This is a genomic window from Bacillus cereus group sp. MYBK220-1 (genome assembly GCF_051916445.1).
GTDB classification, from domain to species: Bacteria; Bacillota; Bacilli; order Bacillales; family Bacillaceae_G; genus Bacillus_A; species Bacillus_A cereus.
Genome location: NZ_JBQAGQ010000001.1, coordinates 1283081 through 1299796 on the forward strand (window position 1 = coordinate 1283081; position 16716 = coordinate 1299796).

Consider the following 16716-nt stretch of genomic DNA (forward strand, 5'->3'; position numbering starts at 1 on the left):
TCCTTATTTCATCATCGGAATGTTAACGCCTTTTTCTTTCGCAGTTTCCACAGCTAAGTCATACCCTGCATCCACGTGACGAACAACACCCATACCAGGATCAGAAGTTAATACGCGCTCAATTCGTTTTGCTGCTGCTTCTGTTCCATCTGCAACGATAACCATTCCCGCATGAAGTGAATAACCCATACCAACGCCACCACCGTGGTGAACAGATACCCAGCTCGCACCGTTTACACTATTAATTAATGCATTTAAAATTGGCCAGTCAGCTACTGCATCACTACCGTCTTTCATCGCTTCTGTTTCACGGTTTGGAGATGCTACTGATCCGCAATCTAAATGGTCACGACCAATAACAATCGGTGCTGATAATTCACCATTTGCAACCATTTCATTAATGATGCGACCAAATTTCGCACGCTCACCGTAACCTAACCAACAAATACGTGATGGAAGTCCTTGGAACTCAACTTGTTGACGTGCCATACGAATCCAGTTACATAAATGTTCATTATCAGCGAACTCACGTAAAATTACTTCGTCTGTTTTATAAATATCTTCTGGATCACCAGAAAGTGCTACCCAGCGGAATGGCCCTTTTCCTTCACAGAATAATGGACGAATAAATGCTGGAACGAATCCTGGGAAATCGAAAGCATTTTTCAAACCTTCATCGAAAGCAACTTGGCGAATGTTATTTCCATAATCAAATGTAATTGCACCTTTTTCTTGCATCGCAAGCATCGCTTCCACATGTTTTGTCATACTTTCTTTTGATAATTGTACGTAACGTTCTGGATCTTTTTCACGAAGTTTCGCTGCTTCTTCTAATGTGTAACCTACTGGAATATAACCGTTTAATGGATCATGAGCAGATGTTTGATCTGTAACTAAATCTGGCGTAATATCACGCTTCACTAGTTCTGGTAAAATCTCTGCCGCATTTCCTAGCAAGCCAATTGAAATTGGTTCTTTCTTCTCTTTATACTCGTTCGCAACAGTTAATGCTTCTTCTAATGATTCTGTATACATGTCACAATATCTCTTTTCAATACGACGATCGATGCTGCGCTTATCAACATCAATAGCAATGACAACACCGCCGTTCATCGTTACAGCAAGAGGTTGTGCACCACCCATACCACCTAAACCAGCAGTAAGTGTTAATGTACCTTTTAATGAACCGTCGAAATGTTGACGAGCTGCTTCACCAAATGTTTCATATGTTCCTTGTAGAATCCCTTGTGTTCCAATGTAAATCCAGCTACCAGCTGTCATTTGTCCGTACATCATAAGACCTTTTTTCTCTAGTTCTCGGAAGTGATCCCAGTTTGCCCATTTTGGTACTAAGTTTGAGTTCGCTAACAGAACGCGAGGTGCATCTTCATGTGATTTAAAAATGGCAACTGGTTTTCCTGATTGAACAAGTAACGTTTCATCGCTTTCTAACGTTTTTAATGAATCTACAATCGCCTGATAGCTTTCCCAGTTACGAGCTGCACGGCCAATTCCGCCATACACAACTAATTCTTCTGGTTTTTCAGCAACTTCCGGATCTAAATTGTTCATTAACATACGAAGTGCAGCTTCTTGCACCCACCCTTTCGTTTGTAACTCTGTACCTCTTGGCGCGCGAATTGTTTGTTTTACTTTTTCCATTTCAATCTCTCCCTTTTCTCGTTTTATAGTGCTGCGTTTACATCCAATCTTTCTTTTATCGAATAATTCGTTTTTAACCAATGTGCAATATTTTCAATATCCGTTGAGAAGATGCGATCATTTGTAATAGATGGTACTTGCTGACGCCCTTGATGGTAGAAGCTCTTCGTCACTGTACTCATGTTTTCAATCCCGCGATATTCTGCCGCTTGCATCGCACAAATCATTTCAATTGAAAGAACACGTCTTACATTTTGAATAATTTGATGTGCATGACGTGAAGCGATTGTTCCCATACTTACGTGATCTTCTTGGTTAGCTGATGACGGGATTGAATCAACACTCGCCGGATGTGCTAACGTTTTATTTTCAGAAACTAGTGACGCTGCAGCATATTGCATAATCATTGCACCAGACTGAAGTCCTGGTTCTGGACTTAAAAATGGCGGTAAATCGTTTAACTGCGGATTTACTAAACGCTCAATACGACGCTCTGAAATGTTTGCAAGTTCTGCCATTCCTACTTTTAAGAAGTCCATCGCAAATGCAATTGGTTGACCGTGGAAATTACCACCTGAAATTACTTTTTCCCCGCCATCAAAGATTAGCGGATTATCTGTCGCCGCATTCATTTCAATTTCTAATTTTTCTTTCACATAATTTAATACTTGCCAAGAAGCACCGTGTACTTGCGGGATACAACGAAGTGAATAGGCATCCTGTACACGTAGTTCTCCTTGTTTTGTTGTTAACTTACTATCATGAAGAATGTCACGAATTCTGCTTGCTACATCCACTTGCTCTTTATAACCACGTGCTTTATGAACATTTTCATCAAATGCATCAATAATGCCTTGTAACCCTTCAATTGTCATCGAAGCAATTAGTTCAGCTTGATACGCCGTTGCTTCTGCTTCTATATAAGAAAGAACTCCTTGTGCTGTCATCGCCTGCGTACCATTAATTAACGCAAGACCTTCTTTCGCTTCAAGTTCAATTGGCTCAAGCCCTTCTTCTGTAAGAGCAACCATTGCATGAACGCGTTTCCCTTTATAGAACACTTCACCTTCGCCTAATAATACGAGCGCAAGATGAGATAAAGGCGCTAAATCTCCACTTGCACCAAGTGAACCTTGTTGCGGAACGACTGGATGAATTTTACGATTTACAAACTCAAGAAGCATATTTACAACAAGCGGCCTTACGCCTGATACTCCTTTAAGCATCGTGTTCGCTCGTAAAATTAACATTCCGCGCGATACTTCTTCCGGGAATGGATCACCTATCCCACATGCATGTGACTGAATTAAATTATGTTGAAGTGCCTTTACATCATCTTTTTGGATAAGCACATCACTAAACTTTCCAAATCCAGTTGTAATACCGTAAACGACTTTTCCGTCCTCTACAATTTTCTCAACTACTTCGCGGCACTCCGCTACCTTTTGCATACTAGTTGGACAAGCTGTTACACCTTCTCCTTCCAGTAATAACCTCTTCATTTCTTCAACTGTCAATGTATGTCCTGTTAACGTAATCATCATTTTTCCTCCTTAAAAAGGCAAAAGGGGACCTTATCTTTTTAAGACAGACTTCTGTCCTAAAAAAGTAAGGCCCCCTTCTAACTAATAGACTATGGGCAAATCATATGTGATTAATTCCTAAACCAATCGCCTCATGCTCAGATCCTTTTACAGGTGCACCAATCGTTCCATATAATGCAACAGCAACCCATTCGCCTTCTTTTTTCCCGTCGTATGGTGTACCGCGCACAATCGCAAAACGAAGTCCTACTGTACGAAGAACGTCTGCTAACTGAATTTGACCTCTCGTCACTCCGTACAAAGCTTCCATAATTGCATGATAAAGTGCATGTGTTTCTCTGTAAACGTCTGTTTCAATAACTTGGTTGCTTTTAGCCGCTGTTTCCATTGCTGCGACAACCTTTTGCGAATTCATCGAACCCACTTTCCCCGTACAATACTTCCAACCTTTTGGAATGGATAATACAGGACTTTCATTCTCATCCGCAAGTGCCAACAGCATGGCCATACGACCAATTCGATGTGTTCCTTGAAGAAGCATGTGACTCTCTCATTTCTTTTGAATTATTTGAATATTACTTAATTTAAGAATATATGAAAACGGTTAAATCGTCAATAGTTTAAAATCATATTCAAACATTTTTTTCATCCCCCTAATTTTGTGTACACAAATGATTTACACAAAATTTCCAGACGTGCTATAGTCTCACTAACAGATGCAAAGGGGCGAAATTTCAGTGACAAAACGAAAAGATATTCATTTTCGAATTGAAGAGAAATTACTTGAAAGGTTTGAATCAGCACTCCATTACGAAGGTTTAAAGAAAACAGATGTATTAACACATGCAATCCAACAATTTTGCACAAAGGCGGAATGTGACAAAATGAATGATGTAAAACGTCAATATAACGTTAGCAACCATTTACAAACACGCATCGACACACATACACATTACGAAGAAAAACACGTAGATTTAGATAAGATCGTCATTGAACATTTACACCTTCAAGGGGATGAAAACATATTAGAGGTTGGGTGCGCTAGTGGAAAATTCCTTTCCCTTTTACAAACAAATGGTCATAAAGGCCCATTAACCGGGTTTGATCAATCCGAAGCTATGCTTGCTGAAGCTGCTAAAATAAATAACTTAATAGAATGGAAACGAGGGGACGCTAGTAAACTTCCTTTCGAAACAAATTGTTATGACCTAATAATTGCAAGACATATGTTATACCATGTGAAAGATGTTGAAAAAACAATTCAAGGCTTTTATAAAGTCATTCGTTCTGGCGGAACACTTTTAGCTACAACAAATTCTAAAGTTTCATTACCTCGTATAGTTGAAATGTGTAACAACATGCTTGACGCATTTGATCTACCGAAAACATCACCAGCAGTCTCTCCATTTTGTTTAGAAAATGGTAAAGAGATAGTAGCATCTGCTTTTCAAACGGTTGAAGAAACAGTTATTCATAATGCGCTCGTTTTTGATCATGCTACCCCAATAGTAAACTATATTTCCAGCATGTTTCCATCGTTAAATATACCCGATAATATGTATCTTCAAGCCGAGATGAAAGAATGGCTAACAGAAGAAATCAACAAGGAATTATCTCTCCATAACGGTATATGGCGCGATCCAAAAACGTTAGTAATTTATCGGTGTAAAAAAGAAAAAAGCTAGCATTTGCTAGCTTTTACACGTTTTCTCGTAAAAGTTTCTCCATTACTACATTACCTTTACCACAATAAAAATCTGTATTATGTTTGTCTGCCACTCCAAAATAAGAGGCAATTGCTATTCCAAATGGTACAAATGCATGCCCTTGTGCTGTAATAATATTTGAGTGTTGCACAACTTCTTCATACACGAAATTTTCTACTGGAAAACAATCGAATTTTTGATAATCTATAGTCGCAGTATAAGAAATCTCTTTAAATAACCCTGCTTTTGCTAGCGCATACGGTCCAGCACAAATTGCCGCCACTAATTTTTCTTGTTCATGAAATTGACGAATGATTGAAAAAAGAGGTTTTGCATCTTCCAACTGTACTTCTTCTCCACCTGGAATAAGTATCCCCTCATACTCATCTACACGTACTTCACTTACTTCTATATGTGGCTGCACTTGCAACCCAGTTTCACTTATAACCAATTCATTCGTTAAGCCCGCTGTAATGATTTCATATTTATTTTTCAGCAATGCCGTCGCTACTGTTATTTCAAACTCTGCAAATGTTGAGTATACAAATAAAAGTATTTTTTTCATAGCCCTCTCTCCTTTAACCAGTCCATAAAATATACCTCTAAATCGTCCACTGTTAATCTATTCGTGTCCACATAAGTTACAGGAAATTGTTTATACCAGTCTTTTTCAGTTTCTACTAATTTAAATTGCTCCTCAAACGTACTTCTGTTTCTTGTTCTATCATTATTTTTTCTATCATATACATTCTTTTTCGTAACATCTAAGTAAAAAATCACATCCGAACGGCATTCTCTTAATTTATATAATTCATCTTTCAATTCAGTTTCTATATCCCACTCTTCTCCTATAATCGTTGGATAAAAGAGTGTAAAAAACTCAATGTCTTCTGGTCCGCGATCAAAAATTACGACTGAATCTTTCACATTTTGAAACTCCTTTATTTTTGCTTCCATAAACATTTTTTGATTCATAATAAACCCTACTTTTGAATTCATATCTAAATTCAATTTTTTTCGCTTCTCTACAATTGGATATGGATTTTCATATATAACTCGAAACCCTCTCTTTTCTAACCTTTTTGCTAATGTTGTTTTTCCGCTAGCCATCGGCCCTTGCAGTGAAATTACGTATGTCACACCTCTCATTCCCTTACACTTTAGTACACCTATAATATACAGAATCTTGAAAACTCTCAACATTATATATATCATCTTGTTTCTTATTCTTATCTAACTTATAATGAAAAATAGAGATTATGACGGACGCATCAATAATGTAAGCTTGGAAATCCAAGCTTACATTATTTTTTGCTTTCCCTTTTCTAATAAAAAGAGTATACTAGATTAGAACGTATGTTCTTAATAATTACATACAGTAAGGAGATAGAACAATGGTATACGACACAAAAGCAATTTCTTGGAATGAATCTTTAAAACAACTTCAACGCCGCTATACAAACAAACAAGTTGACCGAAAAGAATTTGAGGATATTGAACTGATGGAATTCTTCCGCGATAACGACTACATTTCTTTACCTACACACATAAGCGGCCTATCAAAAACACGTTTTACTTCTTACTCTATTTTCACAACTGAAGATAAAGATCGTAAAGTTGGCACATTAATCATTGAATATGTAGAAGATGATAATAATAATTTACATGTGGAACAACTATACTTTGTTTAGATGATAACGCTTGGTCAAAATGACCAAGCGTTCTTGCTTTCTATGAATCTCACTGTATATAATATGAATAAAAGAAAACCGCTATCATTAAGGGGGGATATGCTTGCTCGAAGGATGGTTCAGTTGGTTCATTGTATTATGGACGGTTATTTTATTAGGGCTTATGTCTATCGGTGGATACTTTATGTTCAGAAAATTTTTAAAACGTTTACCAAAAGAAGACGGCATGTCCATTTTGGATTGGGAAGAACACTACATAAATAAAACGAGACATTTATGGGCTGACGAACAAAAACAATTGTTAGAAGAGCTTGTAAGTCCTGTTCCAGAACTATTTCGCGATGTTGCAAAATCAAAGATTGCTGGAAAAATCGGGGAACTTGCATTACAAGAAAATGCCTCTCAAATTACACAAGACTTACTTATTAAAGGATATATCATTGCCACACCAAAGCGTGATCATAAATTTTTAATTAAAAAACTACAAGAAAAAAAGATTGATTATTCTAACTATCGATCTTTACTCGCAAAGTAACTTCATATTATTTTCGATAAAAAAGACAGCGCCTTTGACGCTGTCTTTTTATTTGGTACATATACAGTTTTTAAGTTAGCTTCATATCTTTTTCATTATAAAAACCATCTTCTTTTTCCATTTCCTTCTGTAATTTCGTAAAGGAACGATACATTGCAATTCTCCATGACACAATCATCGCGAACGCAAGTAAAAAGAACATGCCACTAAGTTGTCCTAAATCAAGAGATTGGCTTAAGTATGTTTTAAATACAATCCGCACTACAAGTAATCCAATTAATATAAAAACAAAGGCTTTTGAACGCTTCAAATAAATCTCTTGTCCTCTAATTTCAAATTTAGATGTTTTAATAAGAAAAATAGAGAAAAACAAACCGACGCCAATTGCTTCTAACATTTCCGCTGGAGTTAATCGAAATTCAGGAAAAACATACATCAATGCTCCCGTGCTCATAAAAAATGGCGGAAGTATAATTTTTTTCAATGTTGCAGGTTTCTTAGCTGCTTTTAAACGAATAAACATCGCACCGACAGCCATACAAACAGCAACGATACTTGATAAAAGAACTATGTTCATATTTTCTCATCCTTTTTTGTGGCTATATGCAAAATATACTTTCATTATATGCTTTTCCGTTAGTATTTCCAACATTTTCGCAGAATAATACTAAAAACCGGTAAAACCACCAAATAAACTTGAGAAATATACGATAATTTTCGTCATCCAGTTAAAGTATAGGAAGACCCCCATAACAATCATAATATATCCTCCGACTTTCATGAAGGCCATACTATTTCTTTTAATCCAAGACATTTTCGTAATAAAGAATGACAGTACGAAAAACGGGATAGCAAATCCAAGTATGTAAGCAATCATGTAAATCATTGCTGATTCTGGGTTTGTTGCTGCTAATCCAATTACAGACACTAGAATTGGTCCGGTACATGGCGTCCACCCTGCTGCAAAGGCTAATCCAATTAGTACTGATCCAAAATAGCCACTTGGACGATTTTTAAATGTAAATTTACGGTCTTGCATTAAAAATTTCGGCTTAAACACCCCAACAATAATTAAGCCGAACACGATGATAAATATACCACCTAACTGTCTGATTAAATCTTTATAGTCAGTAAAGATTCCTCCAATAAAACTTGTACCAAATCCAATTGCAATAAATATAATTGAAAATCCAAGTAAGAAAAACGCTGTATGTATCATACTTCTTTTGCGAAGCATTGCATTTTCTTCTTTCAATTCAGAAACCGACATACCTGTTATGTACGATAAAAATGCCGGATAAAGCGGTAAGCAACATGGGGAAATAAATGATAAGAACCCGGCGCCAAACGCTAAAAAAATACTAATATCTTGCATCATTCCACTCCTCTCCCTAAATATTGTAACAAAAACACATAAAAATACTATGAACAATTCGTGAAATCACTTTTACAACGTGGCAATAAGAAAAACCGTACTTCCTCACAGTTTCTAATAAAACGTTTTCATTTCCTTCTATTATATAGAAAAAACTCAAATGGATTATGAAACTCCTTTAATTGTCACTACCATAACAAAGGTAACATAGTTTCTCAAATAATTAGCACGTTACTAGTACGTCCATATACATATTGGTTTAAAAAATATTTTTTTCAAATGCTAGCTCTATACAATGCAAAGTTGATTTTATAATACTTCTACTATTAATAATTTCAAGATTATGCATAAATATCATACTTTTATTATTATTCTATAAAATGTCATACTTTTCTTTCATTTGACCCTTTATTTCTAATTTTGTATACTTCCCTCTAGTTATATATTTTCGATACGGAACAACTTCATATAGATGGGAGGAATTTTTCATGCTTCGTTATTCTCTTTTAGTTTTATTAGGAGCGTGTAGTTATGGAATTTTAGCTATTTTTGTTAAGCTTGCATATGCAGAAGGATTTTCACTTGGAGAGGTAATTGGCAGCCAATATTTGTTCGGTTGGATTATTTTGCTTGCTATTACACTTCTATTTTCTAGACATCGCGTTCCTTTAAAGCAAGCATTACTTTTATTCGTTGCAGGAACATCTGCAAGTTTTACCGGAATTTTTTATTATGCTTCATTAAAAACTGTACCAGCTTCTATTGCAATTATTCTTTTATTCCAATTTGTTTGGGTCGGAATTATCATTGAAGCAGTCGCAACAAAAACATTACCTTCAAGAGAAAAAGTTATTTCTGTTATTTTCTTACTTGTAGGGACATTTTTATCAAGTGGTTTACTTGAACAATCAGCAGGTGCTTTCGATACGACTGGGATCATTTTAGGTTTATTATCTGCTGTTACATTCGCAACATACATTTTCGTGAGCGGAAAAGTTGCTGTTGAAGTACCTTCATTACCGCGCGGTGTTCTCTTAATGACTGGTGCTTTAACTTTAGTCATGATTGTATTCCCACCAACATTTATTTTTAATGGTGCCATTTCTCAAGGTCTTTGGAAATACGGTTTAGGATTAGGAACATTTAGTATCGTAATTCCATCTATTGCCTTTACAATCGGTATTCCAAAAATCGGTTCTGGCTTAGCAACTATTCTTGGTGCAGCGGAACTACCAGTTACAACAATTATGTCCGTATTCGTTTTAAAAGAGGCTGTACTATCTTCACAATGGTTCGGTGTATCACTTATTTTAATCGGGATTGCAATCCCGCAAATTGCATACGCAATGCGTGGACGTTATCGTAAACATCATACGCATAAAAAAGTCGCAGCATAAAGTGAAACTTTAATTAGTTGAACCAATCGGACTGCCCATTAATACGGGATAAACGAGAGAGGATTTTCATTTGAGAATCCTCTCTTTTATTGTTGTATACTTATGATAAATATTTTGCTGAAGAAAGAAGGCATACTACATGGTATCTATTTCAAATCAACTAAAAGAAAAACTTATTTCCATCCGTCGACATTTACATGAGTATCCAGAACTATCATATGAAGAGTTCGAAACAACAAAAGCAATAAAAAATTGGTTAGAAGAAAAAAACATTACTATCATTGACTCCAATTTAGAAACAGGAATTATCGCTGAAGTGTCTGGTAATAAAAACGGGCCAATTGTAGCAGTTCGTGCTGATATTGATGCCCTTCCTATTCAAGAAGAAACACATTTGTCCTATGCATCTAAAGTACGAGGGAAAATGCATGCTTGTGGACACGATTTTCATACAGCTGCCATTTTAGGTACTGCTTTCTTATTAAAAGAAAGAGAATCTTCCCTAAATGGAACGGTTCGCTTCATATTCCAACCAGCTGAAGAAAGTAGTAATGGCGCTTGCAAAGTTATTGATGCTGGACATTTACGTAATGTGCAAGCGATTTTCGGCATGCATAATAAACCTGATTTACCAGTAGGTACAATTGGCATTAAAGATGGTCCACTGATGGCTGGAGTTGATCGATTTGAAATTGAAATTCACGGAGTTGGTACACACGCGGCTGTACCAGATGCTGGCGTAGATCCTATTGTCGCATCCTCTCAAATTGTGATGGCACTGCAAACAATTGTAAGCCGAAATATAAGTTCATCTCATAATGCAGTTGTTAGTGTTACAAATATTCACGCAGGAAATACGTGGAACGTGATTCCTGAAAAAGCTACGTTAGAAGGAACGATTCGCACGTTCCAAGCTGAAACACGTGAAAAGATTCCAGCACTCATGGAGCGTATTATTAAAGGTGTATCTGATGCATTAGGTGTAAAAACGAAATTCCGTTTTTATTCAGGTCCTCCTGCTGTTCACAACGATAAAGCTCTTACAGACTTATCTACTCAAGTTGCCACAAAGATGAATCTTAATATCATCTCGCCTAGTCTATCAATGGCTGGAGAAGATTTCTCATTTTACCAACAGGAAATACCAGGTTCATTCGTCTTTATGGGAACGAGCGGTACACATGAATGGCATCATCCTGCTTTTACAATTAATGAAGAGGCACTGCCTATAAGTGCAGAATACTTTGCTTTACTAGCCGAAAGAGCACTTAAACAATTCTCATAAAAAAAAGCCGTTCAAAGTGCATCTCAGCACCCTGAACGGCTTTTCTTATTAAGTTAAATCACGTTTTAAAAACACAGTATATGAAATACATAAAAATACGAACAAATAAAGTAGCAACATACATGATGCAAACGGGAATGTTACTCCATCAATAAAACTTCCGTTCTTTGAAATACTATATAAATCTGTGTTTGCTGGCAATAAATATTTCGCCCAGTTATATCTAGTGGCTGCTAATAACGCAATATTGCCTGATAAAGCAAGGAATAGTGAAATACCAATTGCACCTCCACTAGATCTCGTTAACACAGAAATCATAAATGCAAACGATGCGTACACAACCGTTGGTAACCACGATAAAACATAATATTTACTTGCTTCTACAAAAATGTTTTGTTTTATTATATTTCCATCTTGGAAAATAAACTCACTCCATGCAGGCTGTTGGAATTTATAAATAACAAGTCCACATAAAGCGGAGAAGATCATATTAAATATAAATAATAAAGCTGCAAATATAACGATTGCTAAAAATTTTGCTGTTAAAATTTTAAAGCGACTCGCTGGTCGTATCGTTAAAAATTTATATGTTCCCCAGCTATATTCATTCGCAAAAATTGTACTTGCATACACGAGGATAAATGGGAGCAAAATTGGAAATACGATAAAACCTGTATCTCTCATGAAAGAAAGTGGAGAACTGCTTGCCGGTGCTGTATCCGTATCTAAATGCTTCATCTTAAGCTGGTATTCTTTTACAAGCTCATCCCCTGATTTTTCTGCTAAAATAGCTTCTTTTTTCATGCCAAGCTTTTTCTCAATTTCTACAGTTCGTTCTGTATAATCTACTTTCCATCCTTTTGTTTCCGGTTCAAAATACTTTACCGTAACCCATCCTAATCCGATTATTAATACTGCAATAACTGCAAATGGAATAATCGTTCGCTTCCGCTTAAATATTTTATACAGTTCGTTATATACTAAATTAAACAATATCTTTTCCCCCTGTTAATTCTAAAAATTGCTCTTCTAACGTTTTTCTTTCTTCATATACACGATACACTTGAATATTTTTCTCAAGCAATGTACGAATAACATTTGGGATTTCTTCATCTTTTACATTAATAAGTAATTCATTATCTTTTACTAAAACATCATGCCCTAATATTTCTGCTGCTTTATTCGCATCATCTACACGTATACGGATCGTCTCCATCTCTTCGCTTTGGCTATGCTGAATATTTTGCGTAGCCACATATTCCCCGTGCTGAATAATGATAACTCTGTCACACATTAATTCAACTTCTGAAAGTAAGTGACTTGATACAAGTACAGCTTTTCCTTGTTCATGTGCAATTTTTTTTATGTACATTCTCATTTCATGTATTCCACTAGGGTCTAATCCATTTGTCGGTTCATCTAGTATCAACACGTCTGGATCGTGAATAAGTGCCTGAGCGATTCCTAAACGTTGTCTCATGCCGAGTGAATACGCTTTTACTTTGCGATCAATTACTTGTCCCATCCCTAACAATTTCACTACTTCATCGATACGTTCTTCGGTCACATTACCATTCATTCGTCCGAAATATGTTAAATTTTCATAGCCGCTCAAAAAAGGATAAAATTCAGGTGTCTCAATTACCGCTCCAATTTTCGCAGCTGTTTTTTCGAATTGCTGTTTCACAGATTGACCATCAATCCATACTTCACCTTCTGTCATACGGATCATACCAACCATCATTCTCATTAAAGTCGTTTTTCCAGCACCGTTTGGTCCGAGTAAACCGACAACCTCGCCTTTTTTCACTTCAAAACTAATATTTTGTACAAGTGTCTTTGATCCGATTCGCTTCGTTAACCGATCGACTTTTACAATTGATTGTTCATTTGTCATTCTATACAACCTTTCCTTCCCATTCTTTGTCAGGTCTTTTCACTGTAACATGATTATTTTTATGTGTAAAATGGAAAAAGGCATGATTTCTCATGCCTTTTTCTTGAAATGCAACGAATTTTTATCTTGTAAACTTTGAACAAATCGAAAACATTGCACCATCGATAATAGAAGGATAACAATCATAATTATACTCACTACTACTATTGCATATATTGTAATCGGTGCACTATTTATCCCTTGTATTCCTGCTATTCTTATAAAAATAATCGTAAATAATTTTAAAAATAACATCCCATTAACTAATCCAAAAACAAACGCTGCTCCATAAATGAATAATTGCTCCTGACATAATAAACATAGTACTTCTTTTCTTTTTATATTTTCTGCTACATAAGATGTAAACTCCTCTCTCCTCACTAGCAAAAGGGAGTACATCATTTTATATGTAGTAAAAATACATATGAAAATTAGTACAATAAACAGTGTGTAAAAATACATTTGAACTACAAATGCATCCCCTACTTTCAAAATAGCTCCTTCATTAAATTGTAACGATATCATAAAAAACAAAATCATAATACTCATAGCAATCCACATAAATTGCTTCATCCTTTTGGTAGCAAATGTTCTTATATTTTTTCTCGCTAACCGACATAAAGACATAAAATTCTTCCCCTACCTTATTACATACGCATTCTATACTACTAGTGTATAAAAATATGACATTTTAAACATCGCACTACAATCGGAATTTCTTCTAAGTCTTTAGTCCTAGAAAACGAAATGATAAAAAATCACATTTAGAATATAATTGTAAAAAGGAGGAGATTGCATGCGTATAAAATTACTATCAATCTTGTTTTTATTATTACTCACAAGTTGTAGCCAAATAAAAAACAATGAAGTTGCCATTGTTGAGCCATACAAATTAACAAAAGAGCAAGCTTCTATTTTACAAATGACTCCTTTTCAAGAAGGAAATAGCATGTTTTATAACGTTACGCTTAAAAATGATAAAGATGAAATAAATGCTACAATTGATTATTATAACAATGGTAAAAAAACAAAAGAAATTGCTAATATAGCTACCTCACATTTTTCAAAAAAGAAAGTAAAGCTTTCTTTTTTACCACCACATTTCCAATTCGATAAAGATATACAAGAAAAAAGGCAGTGGTATATGAATATTGAAGGTGCTTCAACGCTTGTTCATGAAGAAGCACCACCAAGCGTAAATAGCTCCGCAACTACTACAATCCAATCTATAAAAAATTTAAAATACAATCAAAAAACAATTTTAGCTGCTGTAATCCAAACAAGTAAAGAAACTGTAAGCGTTCCTACCATTGATGAAGAAACAGGTATTGATCTACTCTTAAAAGAAAATGAACACGTTTATCTATTCAGTATCGAGCTAAAAAAAGAACAATAAAGCGGAAATGCAACTTAAGTTGCATTTCCGCTTTATTGTTTAATAAGGTGTACTTTTATGGATTTGAATTAAATCCATATTCTGTTACTACTATTGCTCATCCTCTACTTCTATTCTTTTCTTCTCTCTTGCAATTTTTAAAAACTCTAGCAGCTCTGGATTACTATTCATTTTTTTGTAAGCTACTGACATTTCTGCCACAAAATTAGAATCATATAATTCTTTATATACAACTTCTGTTTTATATAACTTATTTGCCGATACGGGTATTACTGTAATTCCAATCCCTGCTGCTACAAGCCCCATAACTGTTTGATACTCTGTTGCTTCTTGTACAATACGTGGACTAAATCCAACTTCTCTGCAAAGAGATAAAATTGTATCATACAAAGCTGGCCATACTGGTCTCGTAATAAATACAAACGGCTCATCTCGTAAATCTTCTATATGTATTTCATCTTTCTCTGCAAGTGGATGTGCCTTTGGTAAACATAAGGTGCAAGATAACCTTTGAATTGGCTCTAATTCTAATAATTGTGTTGGAATTGGTGGACGTAAAAAGCCAATATCAATACGGTTATCATGAAGTGCATGAACTTGATCTGGTGTTGACAATTCATGTAATGCAACAGACACTCTCGGAAATTTCTTTCTATATTCCCTAACAATTGATGGTAAAATATCATATATCGCCGCACCTACAAAACCAATTGAAAGTGATCCTACTTCTCCCCTTTGCGCACTTTGTGCAACTTCTACTGCTTTTTCAATTTGTTCAAACGCTTTTTTTACTTCTTTTAAAAACATTTCTCCTGCTTCTGTTAGTTCAACCTTTCTTTTCGTTCTTGAAAATAATGTAACTCCCATTTCTTTTTCTAATTGCTGTATTTGTTGACTAAGTGGTGGTTGTGTCATTTGTAAACGAGCAGCTGCCCGTCCAAAGTGTAACTCTTCTGCCACAACAACAAAATATTGCAAATGCCGTAATTCCATTTTTGGACACCCTTTTCACTTTCGATTAATATGTCTAATATATTAATAACATATAATTTATATATTAGACAAATATTTTGAATGAACGTATAGTAGAAATTGTTAATTCTTTTTTACAATTTTTATGTAAAAAAAGAAAGAGGTGGTTACTGTATGAAATGGTGGAAGTTAAGCGGACAAATTTTATTACTATTTTGTTTCGCTTGGACAGGTGAATGGATTGCAAAACAGGCACACCTCCCAGTTCCAGGAAGTATAATCGGTATTTTTTTATTATTAATTTCATTAAAATTTAACCTAGTTAAAAAAGAATGGATACAGAACGGAGCAGATTTTTTATTAAAAGAACTTATTTTATTTTTCATCCCTTCTGCAGTCGCTGTCATACGTTACAGAGATACACTAACACAATATGGAATCGATCTCATTTTAATTATTATGATTAGCACTCTTTGCGTTACCTTAGTTACAGGACTTTTAACAGAATTGCTACTAAAGCGGAAAGGATCAACGCAATGATCGGATTTCTTTGTTTACTATTAACACTATTCACATATTGGATATCAAAAAAAATGTATCAACGTTGGAATTGGAGTCTACTTTCTCCTCTTCTCGTCTGTCCCATTATTTTAATTGCTTTATTGCTCGGATTAGATACACCTTATGAAACATATGAATCTGGTGGTCACTGGTTAACTGAATTATTAAAGCCCGCAACAGTTGCTTTTGCATGGCCAATCTATAAATATTTTGATTTATTAAAGAAACATGGAATGGCTATCTTACTTAATGTCATTGTCGGTTCGTTTTTATCAGTCATTACTTCAGCACTACTAGCAAATTATTTTCAAATTGATTCATCACTAGAACATAGTTTAGCGCCACATATCGTAACAACACCAATCGCAATGGCTATTTCAGAAATGATTGGTGGTATGTCACAATTAACTGCTGTATTTGTCGTTTTAACTGCCTTAACAGGAGCATTGCTCGGTCCTTCTCTCATACGTATTTGCCGCATTAAAACAGCAATCGCAAAAGGTATTATGTTAGGAACGAGCGCAAATGGAACCGGTACATCAAAAGCATTCGAAATCGGTCCTGTGGAAGGAACAATTGCAAGTTTATCCATGCTTTTAACAGCAGGCGCTAGTTTAGTTATCGTTCCGCTTTTCTTGTCTTGGATACATTAAAGA

Annotated in this window: 20 protein-coding genes; 8 read left to right on the plus strand and 12 right to left on the minus strand. The window is 35.3% G+C overall.

The features are described 5' to 3' along the window. Positions 1-3: 3 nt before the first annotated feature. The 3 genes from hutU to hutP all read right to left on the minus strand — a co-directional run bounded on the left by hutU (position 4) and on the right by hutP (position 3747). Positions 4-1662 carry a urocanate hydratase gene (gene hutU / locus ACTFRU_RS06440; protein WP_000416711.1) on the minus strand — a complete coding sequence of 553 codons (1659 nt, stop codon included), beginning with the start codon at positions 1660-1662 and terminating at the stop codon, positions 4-6. 23 nt (positions 1663-1685) lie between these two features. Further along, entirely contained in the window at positions 1686-3203 is a 1518-nt protein-coding gene (gene hutH, locus ACTFRU_RS06445) for a histidine ammonia-lyase (protein ID WP_000631874.1), read from the minus strand. A 103-nt stretch (positions 3204-3306) separates the two neighbouring features. After that, positions 3307-3747, minus strand: a complete 441-nt coding sequence (gene hutP, locus ACTFRU_RS06450) for a hut operon transcriptional regulator HutP (RefSeq protein WP_000926516.1) — start codon at positions 3745-3747, stop codon at positions 3307-3309. A gap of 196 nt (positions 3748-3943) precedes the next feature. Here hutP and ACTFRU_RS06455 point away from each other — a divergent pair, with 196 nt between their 5' ends. Next, positions 3944-4891, plus strand: coding sequence for a class I SAM-dependent methyltransferase (locus tag ACTFRU_RS06455; RefSeq protein WP_044306940.1), 948 nt, complete (start codon positions 3944-3946; stop codon positions 4889-4891). A gap of 13 nt (positions 4892-4904) precedes the next feature. On the opposite strand, the gene ACTFRU_RS06460 is transcribed toward ACTFRU_RS06455, so the two are convergent. Continuing rightward, positions 4905-5477 (minus strand): DJ-1/PfpI family protein, encoded by a 573-nt coding sequence (locus ACTFRU_RS06460; RefSeq protein WP_000722233.1) that lies wholly within the window; start codon positions 5475-5477, stop codon positions 4905-4907. Beyond that, the gene (locus tag ACTFRU_RS06465) at positions 5474-6061 is read right to left on the minus strand and encodes an AAA family ATPase (RefSeq protein ID WP_002024590.1); all 588 of its coding nucleotides are present in this window, start codon (positions 6059-6061) and stop codon (positions 5474-5476) included. Before ACTFRU_RS06465 ends, ACTFRU_RS06460 begins: the two co-directional genes overlap by 4 nt. 245 nt (positions 6062-6306) lie before the next feature. Between ACTFRU_RS06465 and ACTFRU_RS06470 the strand changes: the two genes are divergently transcribed. Together ACTFRU_RS06470 and ACTFRU_RS06475 are read left to right on the plus strand one after the other, a co-directional pair. Further along, positions 6307-6603: a hypothetical protein gene (locus ACTFRU_RS06470; RefSeq protein WP_000262401.1), complete on the plus strand. Its 297-nt coding sequence runs from the start codon at positions 6307-6309 to the stop codon at positions 6601-6603. Positions 6604-6706: 103 nt separating this feature from the next. Further along, positions 6707-7138: a DUF2621 domain-containing protein gene (locus ACTFRU_RS06475; protein WP_000889377.1), complete on the plus strand. Its 432-nt coding sequence runs from the start codon at positions 6707-6709 to the stop codon at positions 7136-7138. 70 nt (positions 7139-7208) lie between these two features. Here ACTFRU_RS06475 and ACTFRU_RS06480 read toward each other — a convergent pair whose 3' ends face one another. The 3 genes from ACTFRU_RS06480 to ACTFRU_RS06490 form a co-directional block, all read right to left on the minus strand. Then, positions 7209-7715, minus strand: a complete 507-nt coding sequence (locus tag ACTFRU_RS06480) for a CcdC family protein (RefSeq protein ID WP_001028439.1) — start codon at positions 7713-7715, stop codon at positions 7209-7211. 90 nt (positions 7716-7805) lie between these two features. Continuing rightward, complete coding sequence (ccdA, locus tag ACTFRU_RS06485) at positions 7806-8513, minus strand: cytochrome c-type biogenesis protein CcdA (protein WP_001152676.1); 708 nt, start codon at positions 8511-8513, stop codon at positions 7806-7808. Between the two features lie 16 nt (positions 8514-8529). Beyond that, positions 8530-8679 carry a peptidase T gene (locus ACTFRU_RS06490; protein ID WP_071732505.1) on the minus strand — a complete coding sequence of 50 codons (150 nt, stop codon included), beginning with the start codon at positions 8677-8679 and terminating at the stop codon, positions 8530-8532. A gap of 322 nt (positions 8680-9001) precedes the next feature. Between ACTFRU_RS06490 and ACTFRU_RS06495 the strand changes: the two genes are divergently transcribed. Next, positions 9002-9910, plus strand: coding sequence for an EamA family transporter (locus ACTFRU_RS06495; protein WP_000947043.1), 909 nt, complete (start codon positions 9002-9004; stop codon positions 9908-9910). A 139-nt stretch (positions 9911-10049) separates the two neighbouring features. Then, positions 10050-11195, plus strand: a complete 1146-nt coding sequence (locus ACTFRU_RS06500) for a M20 peptidase aminoacylase family protein (RefSeq protein ID WP_000253675.1) — start codon at positions 10050-10052, stop codon at positions 11193-11195. A gap of 48 nt (positions 11196-11243) precedes the next feature. Here ACTFRU_RS06500 and ACTFRU_RS06505 read toward each other — a convergent pair whose 3' ends face one another. The 3 genes from ACTFRU_RS06505 to ACTFRU_RS06515 all read right to left on the minus strand — a co-directional run bounded on the left by ACTFRU_RS06505 (position 11244) and on the right by ACTFRU_RS06515 (position 13758). Continuing rightward, positions 11244-12188, minus strand: coding sequence for an ABC transporter permease (locus ACTFRU_RS06505; protein WP_000482759.1), 945 nt, complete (start codon positions 12186-12188; stop codon positions 11244-11246). After that, positions 12181-13092, minus strand: coding sequence for an ABC transporter ATP-binding protein (locus ACTFRU_RS06510; protein WP_000180622.1), 912 nt, complete (start codon positions 13090-13092; stop codon positions 12181-12183). Before ACTFRU_RS06510 ends, ACTFRU_RS06505 begins: the two co-directional genes overlap by 8 nt. Positions 13093-13182: 90 nt before the next feature. Continuing rightward, a complete protein-coding gene (locus tag ACTFRU_RS06515) occupies positions 13183-13758 on the minus strand; it encodes a hypothetical protein (protein WP_025710103.1) in 576 nt (191 codons plus the stop codon). 169 nt (positions 13759-13927) lie between these two features. Here ACTFRU_RS06515 and ACTFRU_RS06520 point away from each other — a divergent pair, with 169 nt between their 5' ends. Further along, positions 13928-14527, plus strand: coding sequence for a hypothetical protein (locus tag ACTFRU_RS06520; protein ID WP_025687645.1), 600 nt, complete (start codon positions 13928-13930; stop codon positions 14525-14527). Between the two features lie 90 nt (positions 14528-14617). Here ACTFRU_RS06520 and alsR read toward each other — a convergent pair whose 3' ends face one another. Beyond that, positions 14618-15520, minus strand: a complete 903-nt coding sequence (gene alsR, locus ACTFRU_RS06525) for an acetoin biosynthesis transcriptional regulator AlsR (protein ID WP_000423235.1) — start codon at positions 15518-15520, stop codon at positions 14618-14620. 153 nt (positions 15521-15673) lie between these two features. Here alsR and ACTFRU_RS06530 point away from each other — a divergent pair, with 153 nt between their 5' ends. Together ACTFRU_RS06530 and ACTFRU_RS06535 are read left to right on the plus strand one after the other, a co-directional pair. After that, positions 15674-16039, plus strand: coding sequence for a CidA/LrgA family holin-like protein (locus ACTFRU_RS06530; RefSeq protein WP_098581863.1), 366 nt, complete (start codon positions 15674-15676; stop codon positions 16037-16039). Next, positions 16036-16713, plus strand: a complete 678-nt coding sequence (locus ACTFRU_RS06535; RefSeq protein ID WP_000578954.1) for an LrgB family protein — start codon at positions 16036-16038, stop codon at positions 16711-16713. The genes ACTFRU_RS06530 and ACTFRU_RS06535 overlap by 4 nt, the downstream gene beginning before the upstream one ends. The last annotated feature ends 3 nt before the right edge of the window (positions 16714-16716 follow it).